The organism is Tolypothrix bouteillei VB521301 (assembly GCF_000760695.4).
Lineage (GTDB): Bacteria > Cyanobacteriota > Cyanobacteriia > Cyanobacteriales > Nostocaceae > Scytonema > Scytonema bouteillei_A.
Genome location: NZ_JHEG04000001.1, coordinates 3,365,787 through 3,391,853, shown reverse-complemented (window position 1 = coordinate 3,391,853; position 26,067 = coordinate 3,365,787). Strand labels below are relative to the sequence as shown.

12 protein-coding genes are annotated in these 26,067 nt (G+C 41.3%); 5 read left to right on the top strand and 7 right to left on the bottom strand.

All coding sequences use genetic code 11. From position 1 onward, the window contains the following. Positions 1–373 precede the first annotated feature (373 nt). The 6 genes from HC643_RS13485 to HC643_RS13460 all read right to left on the bottom strand — a co-directional run bounded on the left by HC643_RS13485 (position 374) and on the right by HC643_RS13460 (position 20,669). Positions 374–6,283 carry a trifunctional serine/threonine-protein kinase/ATP-binding protein/sensor histidine kinase gene (locus HC643_RS13485; protein ID WP_050045756.1) on the bottom strand — a complete coding sequence of 1,970 codons (5,910 nt, stop codon included), beginning with the start codon at positions 6,281–6,283 and terminating at the stop codon, positions 374–376. Between the two features lie 165 nt (positions 6,284–6,448). Beyond that, positions 6,449–12,013 (bottom strand): trifunctional serine/threonine-protein kinase/ATP-binding protein/sensor histidine kinase, encoded by a 5,565-nt coding sequence (locus HC643_RS13480; protein WP_038076211.1) that lies wholly within the window; start codon positions 12,011–12,013, stop codon positions 6,449–6,451. Between the two features lie 212 nt (positions 12,014–12,225). Next, positions 12,226–18,600, bottom strand: a complete 6,375-nt coding sequence (locus HC643_RS13475; protein WP_050045755.1) for an ATP-binding sensor histidine kinase — start codon at positions 18,598–18,600, stop codon at positions 12,226–12,228. 142 nt (positions 18,601–18,742) lie between these two features. Further along, a complete protein-coding gene (locus tag HC643_RS13470) occupies positions 18,743–19,249 on the bottom strand; it encodes a pyridoxamine 5'-phosphate oxidase family protein (protein ID WP_038100321.1) in 507 nt (168 codons plus the stop codon). 487 nt (positions 19,250–19,736) lie between these two features. Next, complete coding sequence (locus HC643_RS13465) at positions 19,737–19,970, bottom strand: YXWGXW repeat-containing protein (RefSeq protein ID WP_063779494.1); 234 nt, start codon at positions 19,968–19,970, stop codon at positions 19,737–19,739. 243 nt (positions 19,971–20,213) lie between these two features. After that, positions 20,214–20,669 carry a GNAT family N-acetyltransferase gene (locus HC643_RS13460; protein ID WP_038100312.1) on the bottom strand — a complete coding sequence of 152 codons (456 nt, stop codon included), beginning with the start codon at positions 20,667–20,669 and terminating at the stop codon, positions 20,214–20,216. Positions 20,670–21,009: 340 nt separating this feature from the next. Here HC643_RS13460 and HC643_RS13455 point away from each other — a divergent pair, with 340 nt between their 5' ends. From HC643_RS13455 to HC643_RS13435, 5 genes are all read left to right on the top strand, one after another. Beyond that, the gene (locus HC643_RS13455) at positions 21,010–21,201 is read left to right on the top strand and encodes a hypothetical protein (protein ID WP_137986276.1); all 192 of its coding nucleotides are present in this window, start codon (positions 21,010–21,012) and stop codon (positions 21,199–21,201) included. Positions 21,202–21,353: 152 nt separating this feature from the next. After that, entirely contained in the window at positions 21,354–21,536 is a 183-nt protein-coding gene (locus HC643_RS13450; protein WP_050045753.1) for a DUF4278 domain-containing protein, read from the top strand. A 94-nt stretch (positions 21,537–21,630) separates the two neighbouring features. Further along, a complete protein-coding gene (locus HC643_RS13445) occupies positions 21,631–21,930 on the top strand; it encodes a hypothetical protein (protein ID WP_050045752.1) in 300 nt (99 codons plus the stop codon). 12 nt (positions 21,931–21,942) lie between these two features. Further along, positions 21,943–23,643, top strand: coding sequence for a tetratricopeptide repeat protein (locus tag HC643_RS13440; RefSeq protein WP_038100318.1), 1,701 nt, complete (start codon positions 21,943–21,945; stop codon positions 23,641–23,643). A 460-nt stretch (positions 23,644–24,103) separates the two neighbouring features. Then, a complete protein-coding gene (locus tag HC643_RS13435) occupies positions 24,104–24,451 on the top strand; it encodes a hypothetical protein (protein ID WP_038100320.1) in 348 nt (115 codons plus the stop codon). A 319-nt stretch (positions 24,452–24,770) separates the two neighbouring features. Here HC643_RS13435 and HC643_RS13425 read toward each other — a convergent pair whose 3' ends face one another. After that, positions 24,771–26,060 (bottom strand): RNA-guided endonuclease InsQ/TnpB family protein, encoded by a 1,290-nt coding sequence (locus HC643_RS13425; protein WP_038079522.1) that lies wholly within the window; start codon positions 26,058–26,060, stop codon positions 24,771–24,773. Positions 26,061–26,067 lie beyond the last annotated feature (7 nt).

The following is a 26,067-nucleotide window of genomic DNA, read 5'->3' as shown; positions in this document are numbered from 1 at the left end:
CTTGTTGGTGCTGTCAAATGCTTTGACACCAACTCAGTATGGGGAGCGTTAGAGCAATAATATCATTTCTGGTGCAACACTTTGCTGATGAGTTGCTATTGATTTAAAGAGTCGAATGTTTTTTGTTAAATTTCTTCATTCATACCCTTACCACGTTCGACCCTGGCAATTTTGGATCGAGCTTTTCGTCACAAGTTTCTAGTACACGAAAGCAGAAGTACGATGGCAGAGGAGCCACTGCGGTGGACGGGTTTCACAGGCTACAGCAAGTGGCGTGGCAGAAGGCGCAAAAGCTTTAACTGTAAGCTTTTTCTCTGTCACTAATGGTTGCTTTATTTACGCCGAACTGTACTAGTATAATAAGTCATTCCGGTTAAGAATTCTCTTTGACTGGAAGTGTAATGACAAATTGAGTGCCTTCACCTAAAGTTGAGTTAACTTCGATCGTTCCACCATGTTTTTCTATCACAATTTGGCGAGCGATCGCTAACCCCAATCCAGTTCCTTTCCCCACACCTTTAGTGGTAAACAGATGGTCGAACATCTTCTGTTTTACCTCCTCTGTCATCCCTATACCATTATCTTGAATCTGAATTACAACGCGATCGTGAGTCAATTGTTCTTCATCATGAGTCATTGGCATAACATTAGAACTCCTTGTCAAATAGGTGCAAATTGCAATCGTAGGAATTTTACTGTTTGCAGGTAACCCATGACCATTGATAAATGACTCTTCTATTGCATCAATAGCATTTGCTAGAATATTCATGAAAACTTGATTGATCTGTCCGGGGAAACATTCAATTTCTGGGATATTGCCATAATCTGTAACAACTTCAATGGCGGGACGAGTATCATTTGCTTTCAGGCGATGTTTGAGAATCAAGATTGTACTATTAATACCGGAGTGAAGATGAAACGGAACCTTATAATCTCGATCCGCTCTGGAGAAAATTCGCAAACTGGTGCTAATATCGCGAATGCGTTGCACGCCCAATTTCATAGAGCCAATTAATTTGGGTAAATCCTCACGAATATACTCAAACTCAATCGCTGCTATCTTATTTTGAATCACCGTACTTGGATTGGGATATTCCTGCTGATACAGATCGATCAATCCAAAAGTATCTTCGATATAATCGAGTGCAGGTTGCAAATTTCCAGCAATGAAACCAACAGGATTATTGATTTCATGAGCCACACCTGCGACTAAACTGCCCAGTGCTGACATCTTTTCGTTTTGAACGATCTGGAGTTGCGCGTGTTGGAGTTCTTGTAAAGCGATTTCTAGCTCGAGAGATTTTTGTTGGCGCTCGGCTTCAACGCGTTTGCGATCGCTGATTTCCAAGATCAAGCCGTCCCAAACCAAACACCCATCAAGCTGTTGTTCCAATCGAGCTTCGCCACAAATCCACTTGACGGCTCCAGATGGCGTAATGATTCGTCCTTCCCAGTGCCAGGGTGTGAGAGTTTTAATAGACTCTAAAAGGGAGCGCTGGTAACTAAAGGTATCTTCTGGATGCACCAGTCCCATGAGACGCCGTAAATCGCTAAGGGCTTCCTCAGGTGTGATTTCGTACAAGTCATAACAGTCCGCGCTGATATAAGTCAGCGCCATATCACCATCAGGAGTCAGGCGGCTTTGATAAACCACACCAGGAACATTGTCTACAAGGTTGTGAAAGCGAGACTGACTGGCGTTTAACTGCTCGAGAGATTGTTCGAGCTGTTGGGCATACGTTAGAGTTTTCTGATACAGTCGAGCGTTTTCCAAAGAAATGGCGGCTTGAGCACAAATTAAGTTGAGCAGTTCAACACGAGCGAGGGTAAATGCTCCGGTTACCAAGTTGTTTTCCAGATACAAAATACCCAGCAACTTGCCTTGATGCAAAATGGGACTGCACAAGATGCTCTTAGGCTGTTGTTGCTGAATGTAGGAGTCTTGGATAAACTGAAGATCTACTGTCGCATCCACAACCACCACTGGTTGTAAACTGCGTTTGACAGCGTTGATAAGACTGACTGGTACATCCTGACTTTCTTCCAGAGGATGTGGGTTGAGCAGGATCGGGCAAAAATCAAATTTGGCGACAGCTTGAACTATCAAGCAACCTTCTTCCGAAAGGAGCAGCACGCATTTATCCGCTCCAGCATTTGTAATAACGACTTGCAACAGAGTTGAGAAGAGTTTATCTAATTCAATCTCCCTAGAAAGGGCTTGTCCGGCTTTGAGAATAGCAGCGAAATCGAGTGCATCCGCAATGGTGCTAGTGGAAGTCGTCGAACCGATACCACTCGAACTCACGACAGTTATGGTTGTATTCACCGACAAGGCAGAACGGGTTTGCTGAAGAATGGGCGCAAGTAGTTGGGGATAATGGGTTTCTAAATCTGCGATTTTAGCTTTAGCTCCCCAACGGGCGTAGCAATAATAAGCTTCTTGCAAATAGCAAGCGGCGACTTTTTCTTTGCCCCAGTCGAGGTAAAATTTAGCTGCTAGTTCGTTGGCAAGACCTTCTTCCTGAAGGTATTCATGCTCTTTTGCTCCAGTAATGGCGCGATCGTAGTATTCAATTGCCTCCACTCGCTGACCCAAAACCCGATAGCGCTCTGCTTCCACTAGCTCGTATTTATGTTGAAAATTCATTGGTGCATGAGCCGCCCATTCATGAAGTTTTTCCTGATTAGCAGTTATGCATTCCTCCATTTGCTGTTGTTCTGGGGCTGGGCGTTGCGGTAACAATGCCAGGTACGTTAAAGATTCATAGAAGTGAAATATAGGTGGGTGCATGGAACCAATGATGGCATCCAAATACCGTCTTGCCTGTTTTCCATGATTTACAGCTTGTTCAAAGTCAGAAAACAGATAGCACAAGACCATTTTATGAATCCAAAAAAAAGCAAATCCACTGCAATCGCCTCCTGCTTGATAAAATGACAATTGCTGCTCTTCGTCACAGGCTATACCCTTGAATATGACCGGGTTATCTGCACGTCCTGTGAGATTGAGCAGAATTTGTCGCAGCAACTGGCAATACATTTCACTTTGCTTGAGCGTTTGAGAGTATTTAGCAATTTCCAACTCCAGTTGGGTTAAGTTGTTCCCAGCAAAATAGGAGTAAAATCCGTAGGCGTAAATGGAGTAGCCAGCAAAAGTCAGATCTCCCACATCTAAACCGCTAGAATAAGCTATTTGTAAGGGGTGTAAGGTTTTCCGCAGATGCACCTTCCAATGCTGCGTGAACGCATTAACCAGGCATAATGTTTTCGCTTTAAGTTCTAAATTTTGCGTGCGCGATAGCAGAGTGAGGGCTAACTGACCAAATTCATAACCCAATTCAAAATTTTTAATTGCACCACACATTAATATGCCATAGCTGACATAACCAAAGGTTGAGGTTGGCTCATTACCATAAACAACTGATAGATAAACCTTTTTTAAGACTATAAGTGTATATAATAGTGGCTCGGACACGTAAGCTGCGGATGCTACTCTTGTTAAAATGCGAGCAACTGATAAAATATTTTTGTCAGTATTTTCTGGTAGATCTAGTAGTTCGGAAGGTAGCCGCTCGCCTATGGCATTGGAGACAGATTCAAAAGCAACTGCAACATTTTCTTCAGTTGCTGTAGGAATTTCTACTCCTAATTGGTGCAAGAGATCGCGTGCCACTGCGATCGCATCTGCATATTTTCCAAGAGCAATGAGAGCATCAATTTTTACCTCAATCACACTAACTCGATCTAAAGGAGTCTTTGCATAATTGAAAACATCATTGGCAAAAGTTTCCATTTGATCGAAATCGCCACTGAGATAAGCAGTTTCTACAGCAACTTGATGCAACGCCAGGGTTAACTCATATTGATTTTGCCAAGAATTTTCATCTAGCAAATCGATACCTGTACGAGCATACTTAAGTGCTGCTGTATAGGCGGTGGCAGCTTTTGCCTTGCAACTTGCCATCCAATTAAATCGTGCTAGGGTTTCTCGTTCTGTCAATTGGGTAATTAACTCAACTGCCATGTTAAGTTGACCCACAATTTCAAAAACCCGTTCCTCCCGCTTAGCAACTGGTATCTTGTTGAGAAGCAACTGTCCAATTTTTAGGTGAATGGGTTGTTTCTCATGGCTGGGAATCAAAGAATACGCTGCTTGTTGGACGCGATCGTGGAGAAATTTGTAGGAAAGTGTGAAGTGTTCTTTGCCAAAAGTCCTTTGTTCGTTGTTTTCTAATGACAACTCACCTACAACCCCTGAAAAATTTTGATAAAATTTATACACTTGATTTTGGGGAATCACCAAGCCTTCCTGTAGTGCCTTCCATAACACTGTTGCGACGTCGAGTTCCGTTTGTTCGGAAACAATTGCGAGAGTTGCTAAATCAAACTGATTGCCAATACAAGCTGCAAGTTTCAGAAGGTTTTGGGTAGTAGGTGGCAACTTCTGCAACTGCATTGCCATAAATTCTACTACGTCATCAGTCAGTGAGAGGGATCTCACTTTTGCAAGATCGCACTGCCAATATCCAAGTTGAGCATCGAACCCAATCCACCCATCTTCATACAATGCCTTGAGAAACTGCCTGCTGAAAAAAGGATTCCCTTTTGTCTTTTGATAAACCAACTTGCTTAAAGGTTGAGCAACAGATCCTCCACATAGCAAAGTATCGGCAACTAGCGCATTCAAACTCTGTAGATTCAAGGCAGCTAGCGTTATATTATTTACTGTAACGTTAGCTTTCTTAAGTTCTTCTAGGATTAACATTAATGGGTGAACTGGAGAAACTTCATTATTGCGATACGCGCCAATCAACAGCAGATAGCCGCCCTCATTCTGGCTCATCAACACCTGCATGAGATTTAACGAAGCTAAATCTGCCCATTGCAAATCGTCCAAAAATATGACCAAAGGATGTGTTTGTGTGGCGAACACCTGAATGAACTTTTGAAAAATCATATTGAAGCGGTTTTGTGCAGCGCTACCTGATAGTATTGGAACAGGAGGTTGTCGTCCGACAATCTGCTCTAACTCAGGAATCACCTCAATAACGATCTGAGCATTTTCTCCCAGTGCTGTTTTGATATTCCTTTGCCACTCCACCAGTCGGTCATCATCTTCACAGAGCAACTGTCTTATTAAATCCCGCAAAGCTTGCACAAAGGCGGATAGAGGAATATTGCGGTTGAATTGGTCGTATTTGCCTTTAATGAAGTAACCTTTTTGCCGAACAATTGGTTTATGCACTTCATTGACAACTGCTGTTTTGCCAATACCGGAAAAGCCAGCAACCAGCATCAGTTCCGATCTACCTTCACTGACGCGATTAAAAGCGCTCAGTAACTCTGCGATTTCAACGTCTCTACCGTAAAGACACTCTGGAATATTGAAGCGATCGCAGATGTCTCGTTCTCCCAAAGTAAACCCAGCGCAATTCCCCTTTTCTTGGCATCGTTCTCGACAGAGTTCTAGGTCATATTTTAGCCCCAAAGCACTCTGATAGCGATCCTCCGCATTTTTCGCCATTAACTTAGCGATGATTTCAGAAACAATAGGTGGAATATCACTATTAAAGTTATGAGCGACGGGTGGTTGCACTGCAATATGACAGTAAACCAACTCCATTGGTTCAGTTGTGGTAAAGGGGAGTTGTCCTGTTAAAAGTTCATAAAACGTCACACCTAAAGAATAAAAATCGCTGCGGTAGTCAATACCCCGATTCATCCGTCCGGTTTGCTCGGGGGAAATATAAGCAAGCGTCCCTTCTAGTACGTTAAGACTGATGAACGATTGCTTTTCTTTGGGCAGTAAGGATGCAATACTAAAGTCAATTAATTTAACTTGTTTGGTTTCGGGATTAATTAAAATATTGCTAGGTTTGATGTCTTTATGAATAATTCGTTGGTGATAAAGGGTATCTAAGGCATTGCACAAAGCGATCGCAATGTGTAAAAACTCCTTCAGAGAGGGTTGAGTTTTCCCATTTTCACTCCATTCGTGTAAGGAAATTCCACCAAAATCTTCCATCACCAAAGCATAGCCATTTTGATACACCTCCAGACTGTAGGTTTGGACAATAGAAGGTGAGTTGAGATTTTTGGCAATAGCGTACTGATTGCGAAACTGCAATAGTTCGTTAAAACTAGGATAGGGATTTTTCAGCAGTTTAATGACTACAGGTAAAAAATCGGTTTCTCGATAGCCTCTATAAACCAGGGTTCTTGAACCGTTGTAGATCTGTTCGCTCACTTGATAACCGGGAATGGTGATTTGGGGAGGGACCATACTGCTGAATTTTTGAGACTGCCATATTTAGTTTTCCCAAATGCGGCTGGTGGTTTAGCAACACGAATCAAAATTCATACAGCGATCGTATTTGAGTTTTGAATAAGGGGGACAAGGGGGACAAGGGAGACACGGAAGAAGTGTTTGTAACTTCTATAGGGACTGTTATATAGGAATTTCAATGAAAAACTCTGTCCCCTCCCCTTGTGTGGAAATACAGCTTAACTGACCCCCATGTTTTTCGACCACAATCGAATAGCTAATTGACAATCCCAAACCTGTAGCACTACCAACTGGCTTGGTCGTAAAAAATGGATTAAACATCTGACTTTGAACTGACTTGCTCATCCCGATACCGTTATCTGCAATGCGGATCTGTACCTTTTGTGGTTCGAGGAATTCCGTTTTAATAGAAATAACAGGTTCGCGATTTGTCTCGGATTCTTCTAAAGCATCAATGGCGTTATTAATGATATTCATGAAGACCTGATTCATTGCAGAAGCATAACAATTCACCAAAGGCAATTGACCGTACTCTTGAATCAGTTTAATTTCGGGATGCTTGCTATTATTTTTCAGGCGATGCTGCAAAATTAACAAAGTACTATCAATACCGGAGTGAATGTTGACTGGTTTGAGTTCTGCTTCATCCAAGCGAGAAAAGTTTCGCAATGAAAGCACAATCTGATGGATACGTTCCGCTCCTACCTTCATCGACTTCAGTAATTTTTGTAAATCATTCACTAAAAAATCGAGTTCTATATCTGCAATTTTCTCTTCTATCTCCGGCAAAGGATGTGGATAGTATTTCTGATATAAATTATTTAACTCAACCAAGGAGGAAACGTATGCACTCGCTGGTTCTAAGTTTCCATAAATAAAATTAATCGGATTATTAATTTCATGAGCAATTCCCGCTACTAACTGTCCCAAACCCGACATTTTTTCCGCTTGAATAAGTTGGGATTGAGTGGAGTAAAGTTTTTCTAATGTAGATTCAAGCTGAGCGTAAGAACGTGTAATTTCTTGCGTGCGTTCTTCTACTTTTTGCTCTAGGGTATGAGAATAGTCCTCTAATTGGCGATAAAGTTGGGCATTTTCTAGGGAGATAGCGGCTTGAGTCGTAAGGAGTTTGAGAACTTGCAGGCGATCGCGTGTAAATACCGCTGTAGTCAAGTGATTTTCTAAATAAAGAATACCAATTAATTTTCCTTGCTTGAGAATTGGAGTACACAAAAGGCTCTGAGGTTTTTCACGCTGAAAATAAGGGTCAGAGGTTAGAGGGATTGGAGGGATTGAATCATCATCGCTGACTAAAGTTTCACTAGTATGAAACACATAGTTAATCACACTCTTAGGAATCTCCGAACTAAATTCTACGGGGAGAGATGGCTGTAAACTGCAATGACTTTTTGTATGATTTTCTTGCGATCGAGCCGTAGCTTCTATAGTTAAACGACGCTCTTTAACTAGCATCAAAACACATTTATCAGCACCTGCATTGACCATCATAACTTGCATTAATGTGGAGAGTAATTGCTCCAGTTGAATTTCACTGGAGAGAGCTTGTGAGGCTTTGAAAACAGTTGTCAAGTCCAGATTATCTGAAAGAGTTGTCTTTTTGGAAAAGACAGTTTTAGAAGCCAAATTGATAATAGTGCTATCGCGATTCAGACTCATTTGTGGCTGTTGGAGTATAGTTGCGAGTAATTCAGGATAGCCTTTTTCTAAATCTTCGACTTTGGCAAGTGCGCCCCAGCGTGCGTAACAGTAGTAAGCATTTGTAAGGTAAAGTTGAGCAAATTGCTTTTTCCCCCAGTCTAAATAGAATTTAGCAGCTAGTTCATGACTCAACGCTTCGTCTTGGACGAAGCCGTTTTCTTGAGCAAGTTGGATGGTGCGATCGTACATTTCTAGAGCATCGACTTTGTTACCTAAAACCCGACACCGTTCGGCTTCAACCAAATACCATTTATGAAGATAATTCATGGGAGCGTTTTGCGCCGATTGATAGAGAGCAGCTTGATGGGTTTCTACCAAGGCCATCATTTCAGCTTGCTTGTGTTGTGACTGCTTGGGGAAGATTGCCAAGTACGTTAAAGCTGCATAAAAATGGAAAATGGGAATAAAAAGAAATCCCGATACTGCTATCAAATACTCCTCGGCTTGGGAGATATAATCTAAGGCACTGGTGTAATTGCCGAAAAAGCAGGCAAGCATCAGTTTACAAATATAGACTTCGGCAATGATAGTAAGTTCGCAATCCCGATGGTGCTTGGGCATCATGAGTATTTCATCGTAAGCAGTTCCAATTAAGCAATCCGGTTGGCTCACGGGTTCCTTCAAGTTATGTACTATCTGCTGCCTGATATCCAAAAAAGTCCGAATAGAATGTTGTTTCAACTTTGCCAAAACAGCTGTGTAAGTTGCAATTTCTGGTATCCAAGTGTCCAGTTCTACTCCACTAAAGAATTTGCCATCAAGGTAACGGACAATGTTGTAGCCAGCGTAGAGAAAATCACCAATTTCCATGCTCGCGGTATAGCCCTCTTTCAATGTCGGTATCATTGCTCCGATCGCTTCCCGATGATGCTGAATACAAAACCCAAACAAAGCCATAATCATGGGCTTGAATTTCTTTGCATTGAAGCGATCTAGTAAGGAAATCGCTAATTTACCAAAGCTATAGCCCATTTCTACATCTTCTAAACAGCCACATAACACGACAGCATGAGCCGCATATCCCATAGTTGATGCATGTGTATTCCCAAATTCGAGTGATAAACTGACCATCTTCGCACTCAATAATGGCAATAATCCCGGCATTCCTTGAATAATGGGTGAAAATAATATTGCGAGTAGTTGCATGGCTGCTTGATTTGCCGCATCACTCATCACGGGTAAATCAATCAGTTCCTCAATCCGTCTGTCTTGGAGTTGGCTGCTAAGGGTTTGTAGTGCTTTGTCGATAGTGGCTCGCTCGGCTTCGTCGGGCAGTTCAACACCCAATTGCCCTAGGACTTCTCGACCTATTGCAATAGCTTCCAACATTTTACTTCGAGCTACCTGAGCAACAATTTGAATCTCGTAAATTTTGATTTTGTCTAAAATTGTTTGGGCAGATAGCAACACCACTGCTGCTATCTGCTCCATGCTATCAAAATCAGCATTCAAATAAGCAACTTCGGCAGCCGCAACATAGAGGTTTAGCGTTAATTCATATTGATGCAACCAAGAGTTTGGCTGTAATAAATCAATTCCTATTTGCAAATAGCTTCTTGCTGCTGCATAGGCGGTAGAATTTCTTGCTTTAATTCCAGCTTTTAAGTTAAGTTGAGCTAATGCTTCTCTTTCCTGTGGTTGAGTTATTAACTCTTGCCCTTGGTTGAAATGCCCAACAAGATCGAAGATTTTTTCTTCTTGTTCTATTAATGATAAATTTTGCTGAAGTAACTGTCCAATTTTGAGATGAGTTGATTGTCTTCGATCGTCGGGAATTAGAGAATAGGCAGCTTGCTGTACGCGGTCGTGTAAAAATTTGTACGCAATTGTTCTTACTCCTTTGTTAAGTGTCTTTTGTTCGTTAGTTTCTAATAATCCGTGACTGTTGACTAATGACTCTTGTTGATAGAACTTATAGACTTCGCTAGTCGGTAAAATTAACCCTTCCTGCAGCGCTTTCCACAAATCTGTTGCTGTTTCAATTTCTGATTTTTCCGAAACAATTGCTAAAGTGGCTAAATCAAATTGATTGCCAATACATGCCGATAACTGTAAAATCTTTTGCGTTGATTGAGGTAGCTTTTGTATTTGCAAGGTCATAAATGCAACGACATCATCTGTCAGTGCTTGCACATTGACTTGTGTCAGGTCGCATTGCCACCCTCCCCTCTCATAGTCGAGAGACTCACGATTCACTGTTTCCTGCTCTAAATAGTGAGGAGTAAATTGAATGACTTTATCTTGATACAATGCTTTGAGAAATTGTGTGGCAAAAAACGGATTTCCTTTGGTTTTTTGAAAGACCAATACAGAGAGCGATTGTGCCAAATCTTCCGTACATTTTAGTGTATCAGCTACCAAACAATTGATTCTATCTTGACTCAATGGTTCTAACGTTATTGTATGGATATTTGCTTGTGTTTTTTCGATTTCTTTTAAAGCAACTAAGAATGGATGTCCGGGATTGACTTCGTTATCTCGGTACGCACCAATTATAAAAAGATAACCTGTATCAGCTATTAATAATTGCAATAACTTCAAAGAGGCCGAATCAGCCCATTGCAAGTCATCTAAAAATATCACTAAGGGATGCTCGGCTGCAGTAAAGACTTGGGTAAACTTTTGGAACAATAAATTAAATCTATTCTCAGCCGCAGTTCCTGATAGTTCTGCTACCGATGGTTGAATGCCAATAATTCTTTCTAATTCGGGAATCACTTCAGTAATAACCCGTCCATTTTCTCCAACAGCTTTTAATATCTTGGTTTTCCATTGCTGGATTTGAGCATTGCTTTCTGTTAACAATTGTTCCATTAAATCCCGAAACGCTTGTACAAAAGCGCTGAAGGGAATATTTCGCTGATATTGGTCGTATTTCCCTTTGATAAAATAACCGCGCTGTCTTACTATAGGTTTGTGAACTTCGTTAACAACCGCAGTTTTTCCAATACCAGAAAAGCCCGCTACCAGCATCATCTCTGCTCTCTTTGGTTCCTTCTCAAGGGGAGATTCACCAGGGCTTGCAACTCTTTCAAATGCTTGGAGTAGAGTTTCTACTTCCTTTTCTCGTCCGTAGAGTTTGTCGGGGATGATGAAGCGATCGCACGCATCCCATCTGGCAATTTCAAATTTCTGAATCTCACCCGTTTCTTTTAATTGCGCCAAACAATTTTCTAAATCAAATCTCAATCCTAATGCACTTTGATAGCGCTCTTCCGTATTTTTTGCCATCAATTTGCTGACAATCTCCCCAATGACAGATGGGATTTGAGGATGAATTTCATTAACTGGAGATGCTTTCTTGGCAATATGAGAATACACTAACTCCATTGCATCATTTGACTCAAAGGGTAATCTTCCTGTCAGCAGTTCGTAAAAAGTTACGCCCAAAGAATAAAAGTCAGTTCGGTAATCGATCCCCCGATTCATTCTTCCGGTTTGTTCTGGGGAAATATACGCTAGTGTCCCTTCTAAAACATTAGGGTCGATCGGCGTTTGCGTTTCTCTTGGAAGTAGCGATGCAATACTAAAGTCTATTAATTTGATTTGTTTGGTTTCCGGATGAATTAAAATATTGCTGGGTTTAATGTCTTTATGAATAATGCGCTCGTGATACAGTACATCTAAGATCTTGCTCGTGGCGATCGCGATCGCTAAAAACTCTTGAAGACATTGTAAGTTTTCCCCCATCCCCCGTTCCCTACTTCCCACTCCCCATTCCTTGAGTGAAATTCCGCCAAAATCTTCGACAATCAATGCATAGCCATTTTGGTACGGCTCCAAGCTATAAGTTTGAACGATTAGGGATGAATTGAAATTTTTGGCAATGGTATACTGATTGCGAAACTGCACCAGTTCGCTGAAGCTCGGATAAGGGTTTTTTAGCAGTTTAATGACTACAGGTAAGGAGTCAGTTTCTCGACAAGCACGATAAACCAGGGTTCTTGAACCGTTGTAGATCTGTTCGCTCACTTGGTAACCGGGAATAGTGATTTGGGGAGTGACCATACTGCTAAATCTTTGAGACTGCCATATTTAGTTTTCCCAGATCTATACAATTTTTTACCAACAAAGGAAGTTGATTGAGGAATTTTAAGTTTGTCAAGTTAGACACGTCTAAAGGCTGTATATCTCGAAGGGCTCTACATCCATTCTGTATTGCCATCACTAGGGCAATAATGATATCGTGTCTGATTTAAGGCTTATTGTTCCCATAAAAGCTACAACGGTATTTCAATCAAAAACTCTGTCCCCTTACCCAAAACAGAGTTACATCTCAATTTACCATGATGAACTTCTTCCACAATTTGACGGGCGATCGCCAATCCAAAACCAGTTCCTTTTCCAACAGCTTTCGTTGTAAATAAATGGTCAAAAATCCTTTCTTTGACTGCTTCTTTCATACCTATTCCATTATCAGCAATAATAATCTTGACAGCTTCATTTTCCAACGCTGTTTTGATTTTAATTTGGTTGGGTAAAGCTTGAATTTCTGCAAAACTGCGCCCGGTGTTTGACTCATCCAATGCATCAATAGCATTGGCCAAGATATTCATAAAGACTTGATTTAATTGTCCGGGAAAACACGAGATTTGAGGTAATTGACCGTAGTTAGTTATCACTTCAATGGTTGGACGTTGTTCGTTCGCTTTCAGGCGATGTTTGAGAAGTAAAATTGTACTATCAATACCCTCGTGGATCTGAAATGGCACTTGATGGTTTTTATCGGAACGGGAAAATGTGCGGAGACTGGTACTGATATTCCTCAGCCTGTCGCACGCCATTGTCATGGAATCAATCATTTTGGGCAAATCTTCCAAGGTATAATCTAAGTCAATTTCCCCAGCATGGTCAAGAATTTTTTGGCTTGGTAATGATAAGCATTCTTGATACAATTTCAAATGTTCGATGAGCTCGGCAATAGTGGGTTTAGCTTGATTGAGACTCGCAGCAATAAAACCGAGGGGATTATTCATTTCATGAGCGACACCAGCCACTAAGTTACCGAGTGCAGACATCTTTTCACTTTGGACGATTTGTATTTGTGCTTGTTGCAGGTTTTGTAAAGCAGCTTCGAGCTCCTCTGCCTTTTGTTGAAGTTGAACTTCGGCAACTTTTTGCTCGGTAATATCATCTGCTAGCGAAGCAACTCCAATTAACTCGCCATCTGCATTCACAAGCGGATTATTGTACCAAGCACAAATAATACTTTTGCCATCTTTGGTCACATTTTCGTTAATACTGTAATTGCCACCCTGCTGCGATAAAATCTCGATGCTAACTCGTTCCATTTGTGCTCGAATTCTTTCAGGAATGAGGAATTGGAATTGATGACCCAATGCCTCCTGTTTGGTGTAGCCGAAGATTCGTTCTGCCGCTGGGTTCCAGTCAGTCACCTGAATATTAGTATCCCACTCTATAACTGCGAGTGGCGTTTGCTCAACCAAGAGCTGGAGGCGTTGCTGAGATGCTCGCAGTTGTTCCTCCGCTTTTTGGCGTTGTATAGCTTGGAGATAGGCATCGCTAATATCCAACAACAATCCATCCCAGACGAGAGTCCCATCAAGAAGTTGTTGGATTCGAGCAGCACCGTGAATCCACTTAACCATTCCAGACGGTGTAACAATTCTGCCTTCCCAGTGCCAAGGAGTCAGAGTTTGAATTGAGTCTGTCATAGACTGCTCGTAAGTGGCGGCATCGTCTGGATGTACTCTGTCTAGGAGAATTTGTAAGTTAGCGATCGCTTGCTCGGCAGTGATTTCGTATAAGTCATAACAATCTGCACTAATATAGGGGAGAAATACAGACCCATCAGCAGTCATGCGTAATTGATAAACTACACCAGGAACATTGTTTACGAGGTTTTGGAAGCGAGAGTTAGTGGCACTTAACTCTTCGAGTGACTGCTCTAGTTGTTGGGAATACTCTAGCGAACGCTTGTAAAGTTGGGCATTTTCCAGAGCAATAGCTGCTTGAGCGCACAGCAGATTGAGCAGTTCGACGCGCTCTCTAGTAAAGGCTCCAGTAACGAGATTATTTTCTAGGTACAATACGCCAAGCAACTTACCTTGAAGCAAAATCGGACTGCACAGGATACTCTTGGGTTGGTGTTGCTGAATATAAGAGTCATGAATAAATTCCAGATGCTGTGTGGCATCAATAATTACCGCAGGTTGCAAGCTGCGTTTGACAGTATCGATCAAACCGAGCGGTACGTCTTGGCTGTCTTTGAGGGGCTGTGGCTTCTGCAGCAATAAAGAAAAATCGTCACCAGAAACGGCTTGAACCATTAAGTCTTCCTCCTGCGACAGGAGCAACACGCACTTATTGGCTCCGGAATTTTCAATAATGATACGTAACAACGCTGAGAGTAGTTTTTCTAGTTCAATTTCACTAGAAATAGTTTGAGAAGCTTTGAGAATGGTAGCTAAATCAAGTGAATTTGAGATACTGCTGCTAGAACTGCTTACAGAGACACGACTCAATGTGAAGAGAGTTTCTTTTACGGAGATAGGATAATCGCTTTGTTGAAGGATGGGGGCGAGGAGTTTGGGATAGCAGGTTTCTAGATCGGCTATTTTGGCTTTTGCTCCCCAATGGGCGTACCCATAGTAAGCTTCAATGACATATTCCTGGGCTATACGTTCTTTGTTCCATCTAAGATAAAATTTAGCCGCTAGTTCGTTGGCTAGTGCTGCTTCTTGGATGTAATTATTGGCTTTAGCTTCGGCGATCGCGCGATCGTATAAATCGCTAGCTTCCATACATCGACCGGAAATTTTTGCCATTTCAGCAGATAGCAATAGGTATCGATGCAAGAAGTTAGCTGGGCAATAATAAGCCCATTGTTTGGTAATTTGCTGATGCTCTTGCAACACTTTCCAATACTGCATTTTTTCTTCTGATGTCGCAGTCTCATAAAGGGCAGCCACGCTGAGTGGATAATAAAAATGGTATTGAATAATTGGGAAAAAACCAGCATTTGATACCAGTGTTTTCTGTGCTTCCTCTGCTGCTATAACAGCATCTGTATATTTACCATAAAGGTATGAAAGTTGTAGTTTGAGAAAGCAGTACCAATTAATTCCATGTTCAAAGTTTTTCTTTTGTCGCCAAATGTCTATGTATGGAATTTCCAAATCATGGCGTTCGCCTAATAAGTCAGTTTTTTGAGATGGATCTTGTAGTTTCAAGAGAAACTGTCGCTGTAACGTAAACGCATACAGCATATTTACATCGTTCACTTGCTGGACATAACTGAGATATTTTTCAGTTTCCACACAGACATCAGCTAAACGATCGCCTTTAATTAACATTGCCCAAATCAGAAATGAAACTGCCCAAACACCAAACACAACATCTCCGGATTCTTGACTGGTTTGGAATGATTGCTGAGACAGAGGTAAATTTGTATTTAAATGCTGATTGTAGGGATTAATTGTGTGTGCAAAAATATTATTTGTTTTATAAATAAATTTAGTACAATTAAAATGGCGATCCAGTTTTAAAGCTAATAGTCCGAACTCATAAGCTGTTTGATAATCTCCTTGATTTGCCAAAGCCATCCCATAGAGAGAGTAAGCAAAACCAGAACTTTCGGCATTACCATATTTCAATGATAAATCGATCGTCAGTAGAGAACTCAAAAGAGCAAGATGCTGATAACCTGCCATATATGCCACTGCCCAAAGATCAGCTAAAAGGCTCATACAAATTTTCTTAGCTGGATCTGTCATCTCAGGTAACTCGAATAAATCAGATGGAGTCACTCTTGCAAGTTGAGTTTTTAACTCTTCTAATTTAGTTTTGATTGCGGCTTGCTGCTCTTCAACAGTCGGTGGTAGTTGCAGTCCCATAATACTCAAACCTTTCAAGCCTGCTTCACAACCTGCTTGAATGTTCTCACCTTGAGTCATTTTTAAATACATTTGTATGGCATAAAGATCTGCTTGCTCAAATTGATTGCGAGCATGGGATAATGCTAAATCGAAGAAATATTCTGCTTGCTCTAAATGACCGATTAAATACTCGCACTCAGCCCGTTCTCGATAAAAGCCAAATGTTATATTATAATGTGTATGCCAGGTATTTTCTGGCAACAATTTCATGCCTAAGTCAAAGTATTTGAGAGCAGCTTTATAAGCCGTAGAAGCTTTAGCTTTTCTGCCAGCCATCAAATTGAGTTTTGCTAATTCAGCTTTTTCCGCTTGTTGGGCAATAATGCTAACTCCCTCATTGAGTTGATTGACAATATCAAAAATATGGATTTCAAGAAGCTCGGGTGACGTATTTTGTAGCAACAATTGTCCGATTTTGAGATGCACAGCTTTTTTCTGAGACTCTGGAATGAGTGAATAGGCAGCTTGTTGAATGCGATCGTGCAAAAACTTATAAGTAACTGAACTTTGCCCTTGGTTAAATGTCATTCGTTGTCGGGTATCTGCAAATGGGAAATGATATTTGACGAATGACGAATCTTGATAAAACTTATAAACCTTACTTTGTGGCAAAATTAAACCTGACTGCAAGGCATTCCACAAATCCCCTGCAGTCTCCACCTGAGATTGTTCGCTGACAATCGCCAATGTACCTAAATCAAACTGATTGCCAATACAGGCTGCTAACTTCAAAACTGTCTGAGTTTGAGGTGACAGCTTTTGAAGTTGCAATGCCATAAACTCAACAACATCATCGGTGAGGGCGAGCGATCGCACCTGAGAAACATCACACTGCCAACACCTCCCATCAATATCAAAGGTAATCAGTCGATCTTCATAGAGCGCTTTGAGAAATTGAGTCGTGAAAAAAGGATTTCCTCGAGCTTTTTGATAAACTAACTCACTCAACGGCAATGCACGCGCTAGCGGACAACTCAATGTGTCTGCAATTAAATGATTTACATCTGCGGACGTCAGGGGAGCCAGCGTGAGGGTGTTGACAGATGCCTTTGTCTTTTGGATTTCGTTCAAAGTCAGCATCAACGGATGAGTAGGAAAGACTTCATTATCCCGGTAAGCACCAATGATGAACAGATAGCCTGTTTCTGTTTCACTTATCAACAGTTTCATTAAATTCAGGGATGCTAAATCTGCCCACTGCAAATCATCCAAAAAGATGACTAGGGTATGTTCCACTGTCGCAAACACCTGAATAAACTTTTGGAACAGCAGATGGAAGCGATTTTGGGCGGCGGTTCCTGATAATTTCACCACCGCAGGCTGTTTGCCAATAATAGATTCGAGTTCGGGAATGACTTCAACGATCGCTTGTCCGTTGTCTCCCAACGCCTCTAAAATTTTAGTTTTCCATTGTTGCAGTTGAGCATCAGTTTCACTGAGCAATTGTCCGATTAAATTCCGGAATGCCTGTACAAAAGCACTAAAGGGAATATTCCGTTGAAATTGATCGTACTTGCCTTTAATAAAGTAGCCGTGCTGGCGGACGATGGGTTTGTGAACTTCGCTGACAACTGCTGTTTTGCCAATCCCAGAGAAGCCAGCAACAAGCATGAGTTCGCTACGCGGCAAATAATCTAACCCAACTCCTCCACTGACACGCTCAAAAGCTGCTAACAAATTAGCGACTTCCGTTTCCCGCCCGTAGAGCTTTTCGGGAATGAGGAAGCGATCGCTGATATCCCTTTGACCGAGTTGGAAGTTGGGAATTGCTCCTGTTTGGTTCAGTAGCATCAGGCATTGCTCTAAATCGTACTTGAGCCCGATGGCGCTTTGATAGCGATCTTCGGCATTCTTCGCCATCAATTTATTGACAATCTTCTCAAGGATTTGCTCGATCTTTATACTCCCGATCCGCATTTCTTCGGGATCTTGAGTTTCCCATAGCCCCCGATCGCTAGAGATTGTCTTACCTTGACCTACCCCCTGTCGCCTCTCCCCTATCAAAGGAGGTTGCTTGGCAATGTGACAGTATACCAATTCCATCGGCTCGTTCGACTCAAAAGGCAATTTCCCTGTCAGCAGCTCGAAGAAAGTCACGCCCAAAGAATAAAAGTCGCTGCGGTAGTCAATCCCTCGGTTCATACGCCCGCTTTGTTCTGGCGAGAGGTATGTTAAAGTTCCTTCTAAGGTATTGAGGCTTTGAATTTGCTGGATTTCTCTGGGTAGCAATGTTGAGATGGAAAAGTCAATCAGCTTAATTTGCTTTGTGTCAGGATGAATCAAGATGTTAGCAGGTTTAATATCTTTGTGAATGACTCGCTGTTGATGCAGCTGGTGTAAGGTGTGTGTGAGTTGAATCGCAATCAAGAGAAATCTATCTAATGGCAGTGGTTTTCCTTGCGTAAATTGTTGGAGGGAAATACCACCAAAGTCTTCCATGACCAAGGCATAGCTGTTGTAGTAAGGTTCTAGACTGTAGGGTCTGATGATGCTCGGTATTTCTAGGTTTTTGGCAATAATGTACTGATTGCGAAACAGCAAGAGTTCGCTAAAAGTGGGATAGGGATTTTTTAGCAGTTTTATCGCCACGACCATGGAATCAGATTCTCGATACCCGCGATAAACAAGGGTTCTAGAACCGTTGTAGATTTGTTCGCTCACTTCATATCCGGGAATCTTGATTTGGGGAGTGACCATACTGCGGAATTCTTAGACTGCAGCTTTAGTGTTCCCAGATATATAAGCTGTTTACCAACAAAACCGAAAATTTATACTAGAATTCCAATACAAATATTGCATGTAAAGACGCTCTAAGATGCGTCTTTACATTCTTGGTTTCTTACTTCAAGCTGACTTTTTCATTTTCGCCAACTTTGGCTTTCTCTCCTGTGGCGATCGCTTTCACCAAACCAATCGTGTGAGCAACAAAACCTGAGGGTGCATCCCAGTATTCAGCTTTTTCGACATTCACTTTTAGTAAAGCAATATCGGGTTCTTCTAATTCTTTAGGAAACCAAGCTTTTAATTGTGGTTTCCATAACTGCTGAATTTTGTTGCGATCGCGTACCAACCGAGCTGTACCTGACATGGAAACATAGGTTTGCGCTTTCGGGTCTGAAAAGCTGACATTAACCTGCTGGTGTTGTTCGATCTCTAGAATTTTGTGCGAACTGGCGTAAGTAAAAAACCAGAGATCGCCATCAAATTCCACTTCAGAGTTAGTTGACATGGGGCGACTGTGCAGCGTTCCATCTTCATCGATTGTAGTCAGCATTCCAATGTCCATATCCTTGACGAGTTCGCGCAGCTTCTTAATTGTTTGATTGCGGTCTTGTGAATCTGTCATTTTCCTACTCTCTACATCAGTAAACAGCAACCAGCGATGGGCGACCGGCGATCGGTAATAACTGGTTACTGCTAATAGTGTTAACGTCTCTACAAATTAAATGCTTGAGTCTTAAGATGGAGTTTTATCTTAGTTAATGACCGATCGACAGATCCAGAAATTAATTATGCATTGCTTATAACCCTTGTAAAGATCGTCTTGTCTGTTCCAATACTATAGAAACGGACTTTGAGCAAGCTACCAAGTTTTTATTAATGAATCGGGCGCAACTTGGATTATCAAGGATGGAGCAAGTCCGTTTGTTGTTCTTGCTGTATTCCTTGCTTTTTTAAACTTCTTTCGTTAAAGTCAATGAATATGTTAGTTAGAGTTGATGTAAGGATCATCTCTAACTAGGTATCTGCACTCTTCATGCTCCCCTGACTGGACAAGAAATAGGTTTGATTGAAGTTAATGAAAAAAGAGTAAAGCCAAGATAACTTTGCTCTTAATAACGTACATAGCGACCGGGAATCCATACCCGACCGTTGCGTCTTCTCTCCCAATGTCCGGGAATCCACCGTTGTCTTTGTCTTTCAACTCGCCGACTGATGACCACTGGGGCTGGGGCTCTATGAACGCGAGGATTTACAATAACCTCCAATGCAGATGCTTGTTGTGTTGGGATAGAAGCGATCGCGAATGGTAGAGCAAGCAACGTACCTGCAATAATAGGTTTCATCAATAAATCTCCTTTGTTGAATTCAATACGGTTCAGTTGATAAAATTTTTATCCAACTTAATATCAATGATAGAAATTGAAGCTTTTCATCAGTAGGGAAAAATGTAACTAATCCATGCGTTACATTAGTGGGAATTTTAGTATGACTAACGTCATCTCCGTATTGCTCCACAGTCAGGTATTACACGGTTAAATTGCATACTGAGTTCTTATGACAGTCATGAATCAACTATTTGTCATTCTTTAGCTGTTATTTTGGTATTGCATAAACACAACAGGAATTCTTATAAGCTTCTTTCCCAGCTGCGATATACCAAACTTACGTTTGAGGGAGGGCGGTAAATTCTCAAAAGCAACTTGGGTAAAGCCAAAGCGACTGTACAACTGAGCTAATTGCTGACCCAAGCATTCCAAATAAAGTGGTAAAGTTGCTTGATTAATCAAATGTTGTGTCAAAGCAGTTCCCAAACCTTGTCCTCTCCACCTAGGTAAAACGACTAAACTCCCAAGCTCTTGTACTCCAGAAAAGTTGCGGAGTTGTCCGCAAGCGACTATTTCCCCATTGTGTTCTATGACCCAAAATTGCTCCCATTTTATTTGAGTCGGATCGAGCGCTGCTCTTAGTACCAATAACCGGATAGACCAAATATCTTCAGATGTTGCTTTACGAAGAACATATTCTGCTGGTAAAGAAATCATAGTGCTTGATGGTTAGTGGTTGGTACAGGCGCAAGAGCGCGTCTATAAAATTTTTCGTGATAGGGAACAGGTCAGAAGCCTATCGTTGTTATTAGTTAGTGCTAATTCTAACTAATTACATCATCTAATTATTAAATAATGTAAATTTTGTCGGAAAATGTCATAAAAGGTCATAGCCTTGCCAATCTTACCTTAACCTTTGCGAAAAGCTTCTACTGCTAGATGAATCTAGGTATAGAGTTAAATCGGAAAAGAAAATTCCAAATACAGCAAATTAAAGATTGATAACTAAATTTGGAAGTCATCAAGATTAAATGTATCTAACAAGGAGATTAAAAACGTGAAATTTCATGAAGATTTATATTACAAGACTACTCCTCAAGTTAATGAAAAAATTGAAGAAATTTTTACTTGCAATGCAGGTTTCTCCTCAAATCCCAATTCCATCAATACTAAGAGCAAGAGACCTACTCTCGTTGCTAAATGGTATAGAGAGAATGGCACAATGGTTTGTCGCTGGGAAACTATCTAGAGATGGCAATTAGCTCGTAGTTACAATGCAGGGCGTTCGCCGTTCTTGCTTACTACAAGCCAGACGGAGCCACACGAACGAAAGTTAAAAATTTTAAAGTTTGTTACACAATTTTATTGTTTTTTACCAAAATTACACGGGAGACTTATCTCATGCGTCTGAATTATCGCGGTTCATCCTATACTTCTACTTCTCAAAATATTGAAACTGTAACTTCTAAGATTTCTGCTCATTTTCTCGGACAAACTTATCAAATTCGGCGTGCAGTTCAACCTTCTAGTTTTCAATCAAGTACAACTCTTCAGTTTCGTGGCTCTTTATATTTCAGAGCTTAATTCTAAAAACAGGCAATGGGAAATATAAATTGAAGAAATTTTAACACTATCCCATTGCTTACTTCCTCTTACCTACTTGCTACTTTTAAAATAGATGAAGAAATATCCTATATCTTGGTCACAATACAAACAACTAGAGTTAATATCCTCTGAAGAACCAGAAGTGGTCATTCGCAAACCAACTTTGAAAGAGAGGATACAGTCTATTTGGGAATATTTAGTGATATGTTTGCTCGAACCGCAGGAATTGCGTGTTTGGTCTACAAGAGATCGCTGGGGCAACATTTGGTGGAGTGCTTGCGATCCCATAACACATCAGTCTATCCACAATACATCAGAGGCGGAAATATTAGCTTGGATAGAGCACCTTCATAGCCGAAAGGAGAGATTTTAATAGGAGGTTTTGATGAACAAAAAATTCATTTTATTTACTTTGTCTTTACTGATTGCAATTGGATTGTTGACATATCCTACTAAGCTGTTTGGTCAAGTCATGGCAAACGAGCCAAGTAGCATTTCTACTCGAGAAACTCATTCTTCAGTACCTCTGCTCAAGAATATTGGCAACTACCATCATCCCATATCAACTCGCTCAAAACTTGCCCAACGCTATTTTGACCAGGGGCTTGTCCTTGCTTATGGATTCAATCACGCTTTAGCAGTACGTTCCTTTCAAGAAGCAACAAAGTTAGATCCTAATTGTGCGATATGTTATTGGGGACTTGCACTTGTACAAGGACCAAATATTAACGCACCGATGGCTGCAGAAGCCATTCCATCAGCCTCTCAAGCATTGCAAAAAGCAGTTGATTTGAGCAAAAATGCCAGTGAGAAGGAGCAGGCTTATATTAATGCCCTAACAAAGCGTTACTCTTCACAACCCATTGAAGACCGCAAGCCTTTGGATATTGCTTATACCAATGCAATGCGAGAGGTACAAAAACGCTATCCAGATGATTTGGATGCTGCAACTCTGTTTGCTGAAGCTTTAATGGACACAATGCCTTGGAATTATTGGACAAGGGATGGAAAACCCAACCCAGGAACCACCGAACTTCTTGCCACTTTGGAGTCTATTTTAAAACGCAATCCCAATCATCCTGGTGCTCTCCACTTACACATTCATGCTGTTGAAGCATCTTCCCATCCAGAAACTGGGGTCACGAGCGCAGATCGTCTTCGCAATTTAGTTCCAGCCGCTGGACATTTAGTACATATGCCAGGTCATATTTATATTCGTGTTGGACGCTACCATGATGCTGTCGTCGCCAACCAAAAAGCCATTGATGCTGACAAGCAATCTATGTCCTTAACTCCATGTCACACCAAAGGAATTTACGAACTGGGTTACGTACCCCATAACTATCACTTCCTTTTAGCAGGGGCTGTGATGGGAGGAGAAGGGACATTAGCAATTCAAACCGCCCGCGAGACATCGGCAATTGCAGATCGAAAAGTGATGCGTCAACCCGGATTTGGAACTTTACAGCATTATTATGCATTACCACTGTATACTTTAACAAAATTTGGGAAGTGGGATGAGATTCTCAAAGAGCCAGCACCAGACGCAGACCTGAAGTATCCCAATGGAGTTTGGCACTATGCAAGGGGAATGGCGTTAACTGCAAAAGGTGAACTGAAGCAAGCCACAGAAGAATTGGAAAAGTTAAGAGCTATTGCTGCTGACCCTGCATTAGAGAAGGTGACAGTTTGGGATATTAATTCCACTGTCAGTTTGATGAAAATTGCTTCTGAAGTTTTGGCTGGTGAACTCGCAGCAAAGCAAAAGGACTATACACAAGCGATCGCTCACTTGAAAACTGCTGTTTCATTAGAAGATAATCTCAGATACGATGAACCTGCAACTTGGTACTCTCCTGTTCGGCAATCATTGGGAGCCGTTTTGCTGGAAGCTAAACGCGTACAAGAAGCTGAAACTGTATACAGGGAAGATTTAGAACGTTATCCTGAAAATGGTTGGTCGCTTTTGGGGCTGACAAAAAGCTTAGACGCACAAGGCAAGACAAAAGAAGCTCGTTCCATGCAAAAGCGATTTGAGAGAGCTTGGAAGTACGCTGATATCAAGCTTGTTGCATCACGAGTTTGAGTTTTGATGGCAGTGGGTTCGCGCAGTCATACAGGATGGGCATCCAAGCCCATCCTAAAAAAGGGACAATTTATTTCTTGGAAATCGCGTACAAGACACGCTATAGTTGCTCAATCCTACTTTATAACTCAACAGAATAAAAATATCGAGCAACAATAAGTTGATACCAACCGAGCGCTATAGGAGATCGTAAAATATGAAATTTTGATGCATAAAACGTGGTTTGCCAACCGTTTAAATTAAGAATTATTATACTTTGAAAATTTCGACGTTTTTGTTAAAATTACATATGTTATACCAATTCTATGTGAAGTTGCACATTATTGCCCTCACATTGGAAATGTGGGGCTATACAAACAAAGCCTGCCTTCGCAGGCTAATTGTATGCATCTTCATAGAAAATTGGTATTAGTAAAAATCGTTGGTATTTACATTAAGTTCCTACAAAACTAAAAAGTTTATGACAGCAAACAATATTAGGCAACAAATTTTAGAGCGTATTAAAACATTACCCGGAGAACAGGTAAAAACTCTCCTGTTAACATGGCTAACTAGTTCATCCGGGAATTTAGAAGATTTTGAGCACTTACTGACAAATCAATCTACTCAAACAACAGAAGAATCAATTGAGTACGGTGAGATAGACACAGCATTAAATTTTCAACCTCTTACTGAAGCTCAAATGGTTCAGCAAAGCCAATCTGCTCTCGAAACCTACCGTCGCACAGGTTCAGGAGTGATGCACGATCGCGTGCGAGAATGGGCAAACAGTTTAGGAACTGATACTGAACTCCCATCTCCCACATAGTTTGGAGTGAAACTGCAATTAACGACTTAAATCGTCATTGCGATTTTATAAAACTTAATAATACTGATGCAGCAGCACGAGCAGTACAAACAATTGTCTCTTCAGGCGAAAGTTTGCAGTAAAATCCTCGTCGAGGCACAATTGTAGATGAAATAGCAGGATTGCGGAAACTTGTAGTTTCTTTTGGTAAGTACGGTTTTATAATTCACTACGTTATTCTTGAGGATGATATTGTAATTTTACGCGTCTATCACGGGCGAGAGAATCGACCTCGTTAGTATTAATTTTCTCAGAATATAAACATAACAATTTGACATACTCACCGACCTAAAGGTGCGGTGATTCTTGACACTTCATCGACTGATGCGACCGTTGTCGTCTGACTCTGTCTCTGTGTCCGTTTAAGGTCGTGCCGATGCCCCATGCCGACCATTTCTATATTTCTACAGGCATTCTCATCTCTGTCGTGTTCAGTACCGCAATTTAGACACAATACTGAACGCACAGAGAGATCAATTTTGCCCCAACGATACCCACAGCAAGAGCAAGTTTGACTAGTAGGTTCCCATCTGCTAATCACCCTGAATTCCCGGTTAAGCTTTTCAGATTTAGCCTCGCACAATACCCGGAATTCTCGCCATCCCTGCAAGCTGATTGCTCTTGCAAGTTTGCGGTTTTTAACCATTCCTGATACGTTTAAATCTTCCAAAACAATAGTTTGGTTCTCGCTAACTACTTTGGTTGATAACTTATGCAGGAAATCTTTGCGGGTATCAGCGATTTGATTGTGTCGTTTAGCAATCTTTAACCGAGTAACTTCACGGCGTTTAGACCATGATTGTTGTCTTGCTAGTTGGCGTTGTAGTTGGCGAATTTTACGGTCTTTCTTTAAGTAATTTGGGCTAGTTGCTACTTCGCCATTACTCATGACCGCAAAAGTTTTAAGACCTAAATCAATGCCAATGCTTTGGTTTTTAGCGTTGACTTGAATAGGAGCTATCTCTACAACGAAACTGAGGAAATAACGATTAGCACAATCTTTGATGACTGTTACGCTGCTTGGTGCAGATGGTGAGCAAGTTCGAGTCTTGGCGGTTTCCGTCGAGTCGAAACTTGCGAACCCGGAGGGTAGTTGTCTTGACCAAACTGGCTTAACATTGCCAATCTTTGCCAAGTACACTTCATCTCCTTTGATAGAAAATCCACCAATTCTAAACCGTGCTGATTGTCTCCCTGTTTTCTTTTTAAACTTGGGAGTACCTACTTTTTTGAGGCAGCGCGTTGCGGGGGTTCCAAGCGTTGTAGCGACTGCCGTACCTTTTCTTTTACCTTTGAGTGAATCAAAAAAGTTCTTGTAGGCAACACCTAAATCAGCAACAGACTGCTGTAATGGAATGTTAGAAACATTAGACAACCACGATCTTTCATCAGTCTTTTTAGCTTGCGTAATCACCAACTTTTGCAAGTCGTTGTTACTGGGCAACTTTTCAGACTGCTTACAGATAGCCAACGCATCATTCCAAACTACGCGCACACAGCCAAACAACTGAGCTAAACTCTGTTGCTGTTGGTCTGTTGGGTAGAAACGGAATTGATACCTGGCTTTCATAGACAGT

What these genes read in the sequence shown, in the direction of transcription:
- HC643_RS13485 (WP_050045756.1), bottom strand. Translation starts at nt 6,283, where the DNA reads ATGGTCCCTCCCCAAATCACCATTCCCGGTTATCAAGTGAGCGAACAG.
- HC643_RS13480 (WP_038076211.1), bottom strand. Translation starts at nt 12,013, where the DNA reads ATGGTCACTCCCCAAATCACTATTCCCGGTTACCAAGTGAGCGAACAG.
- HC643_RS13475 (WP_050045755.1), bottom strand. Translation starts at nt 18,600, where the DNA reads ATGGTCACTCCCCAAATCAAGATTCCCGGATATGAAGTGAGCGAACAA.
- HC643_RS13470 (WP_038100321.1), bottom strand. Translation starts at nt 19,249, where the DNA reads ATGACAGATTCACAAGACCGCAATCAAACAATTAAGAAGCTGCGCGAA.
- HC643_RS13465 (WP_063779494.1), bottom strand. Translation starts at nt 19,970, where the DNA reads ATGAAACCTATTATTGCAGGTACGTTGCTTGCTCTACCATTCGCGATC.
- HC643_RS13460 (WP_038100312.1), bottom strand. Translation starts at nt 20,669, where the DNA reads ATGATTTCTTTACCAGCAGAATATGTTCTTCGTAAAGCAACATCTGAA.
- HC643_RS13450 (WP_050045753.1), top strand. Translation starts at nt 21,354, where the DNA reads ATGCGTCTGAATTATCGCGGTTCATCCTATACTTCTACTTCTCAAAAT.
- HC643_RS13445 (WP_050045752.1), top strand. Translation starts at nt 21,631, where the DNA reads ATGAAGAAATATCCTATATCTTGGTCACAATACAAACAACTAGAGTTA.
- HC643_RS13440 (WP_038100318.1), top strand. Translation starts at nt 21,943, where the DNA reads ATGAACAAAAAATTCATTTTATTTACTTTGTCTTTACTGATTGCAATT.
- HC643_RS13435 (WP_038100320.1), top strand. Translation starts at nt 24,104, where the DNA reads ATGACAGCAAACAATATTAGGCAACAAATTTTAGAGCGTATTAAAACA.
- HC643_RS13425 (WP_038079522.1), bottom strand. Translation starts at nt 26,060, where the DNA reads ATGAAAGCCAGGTATCAATTCCGTTTCTACCCAACAGACCAACAGCAA.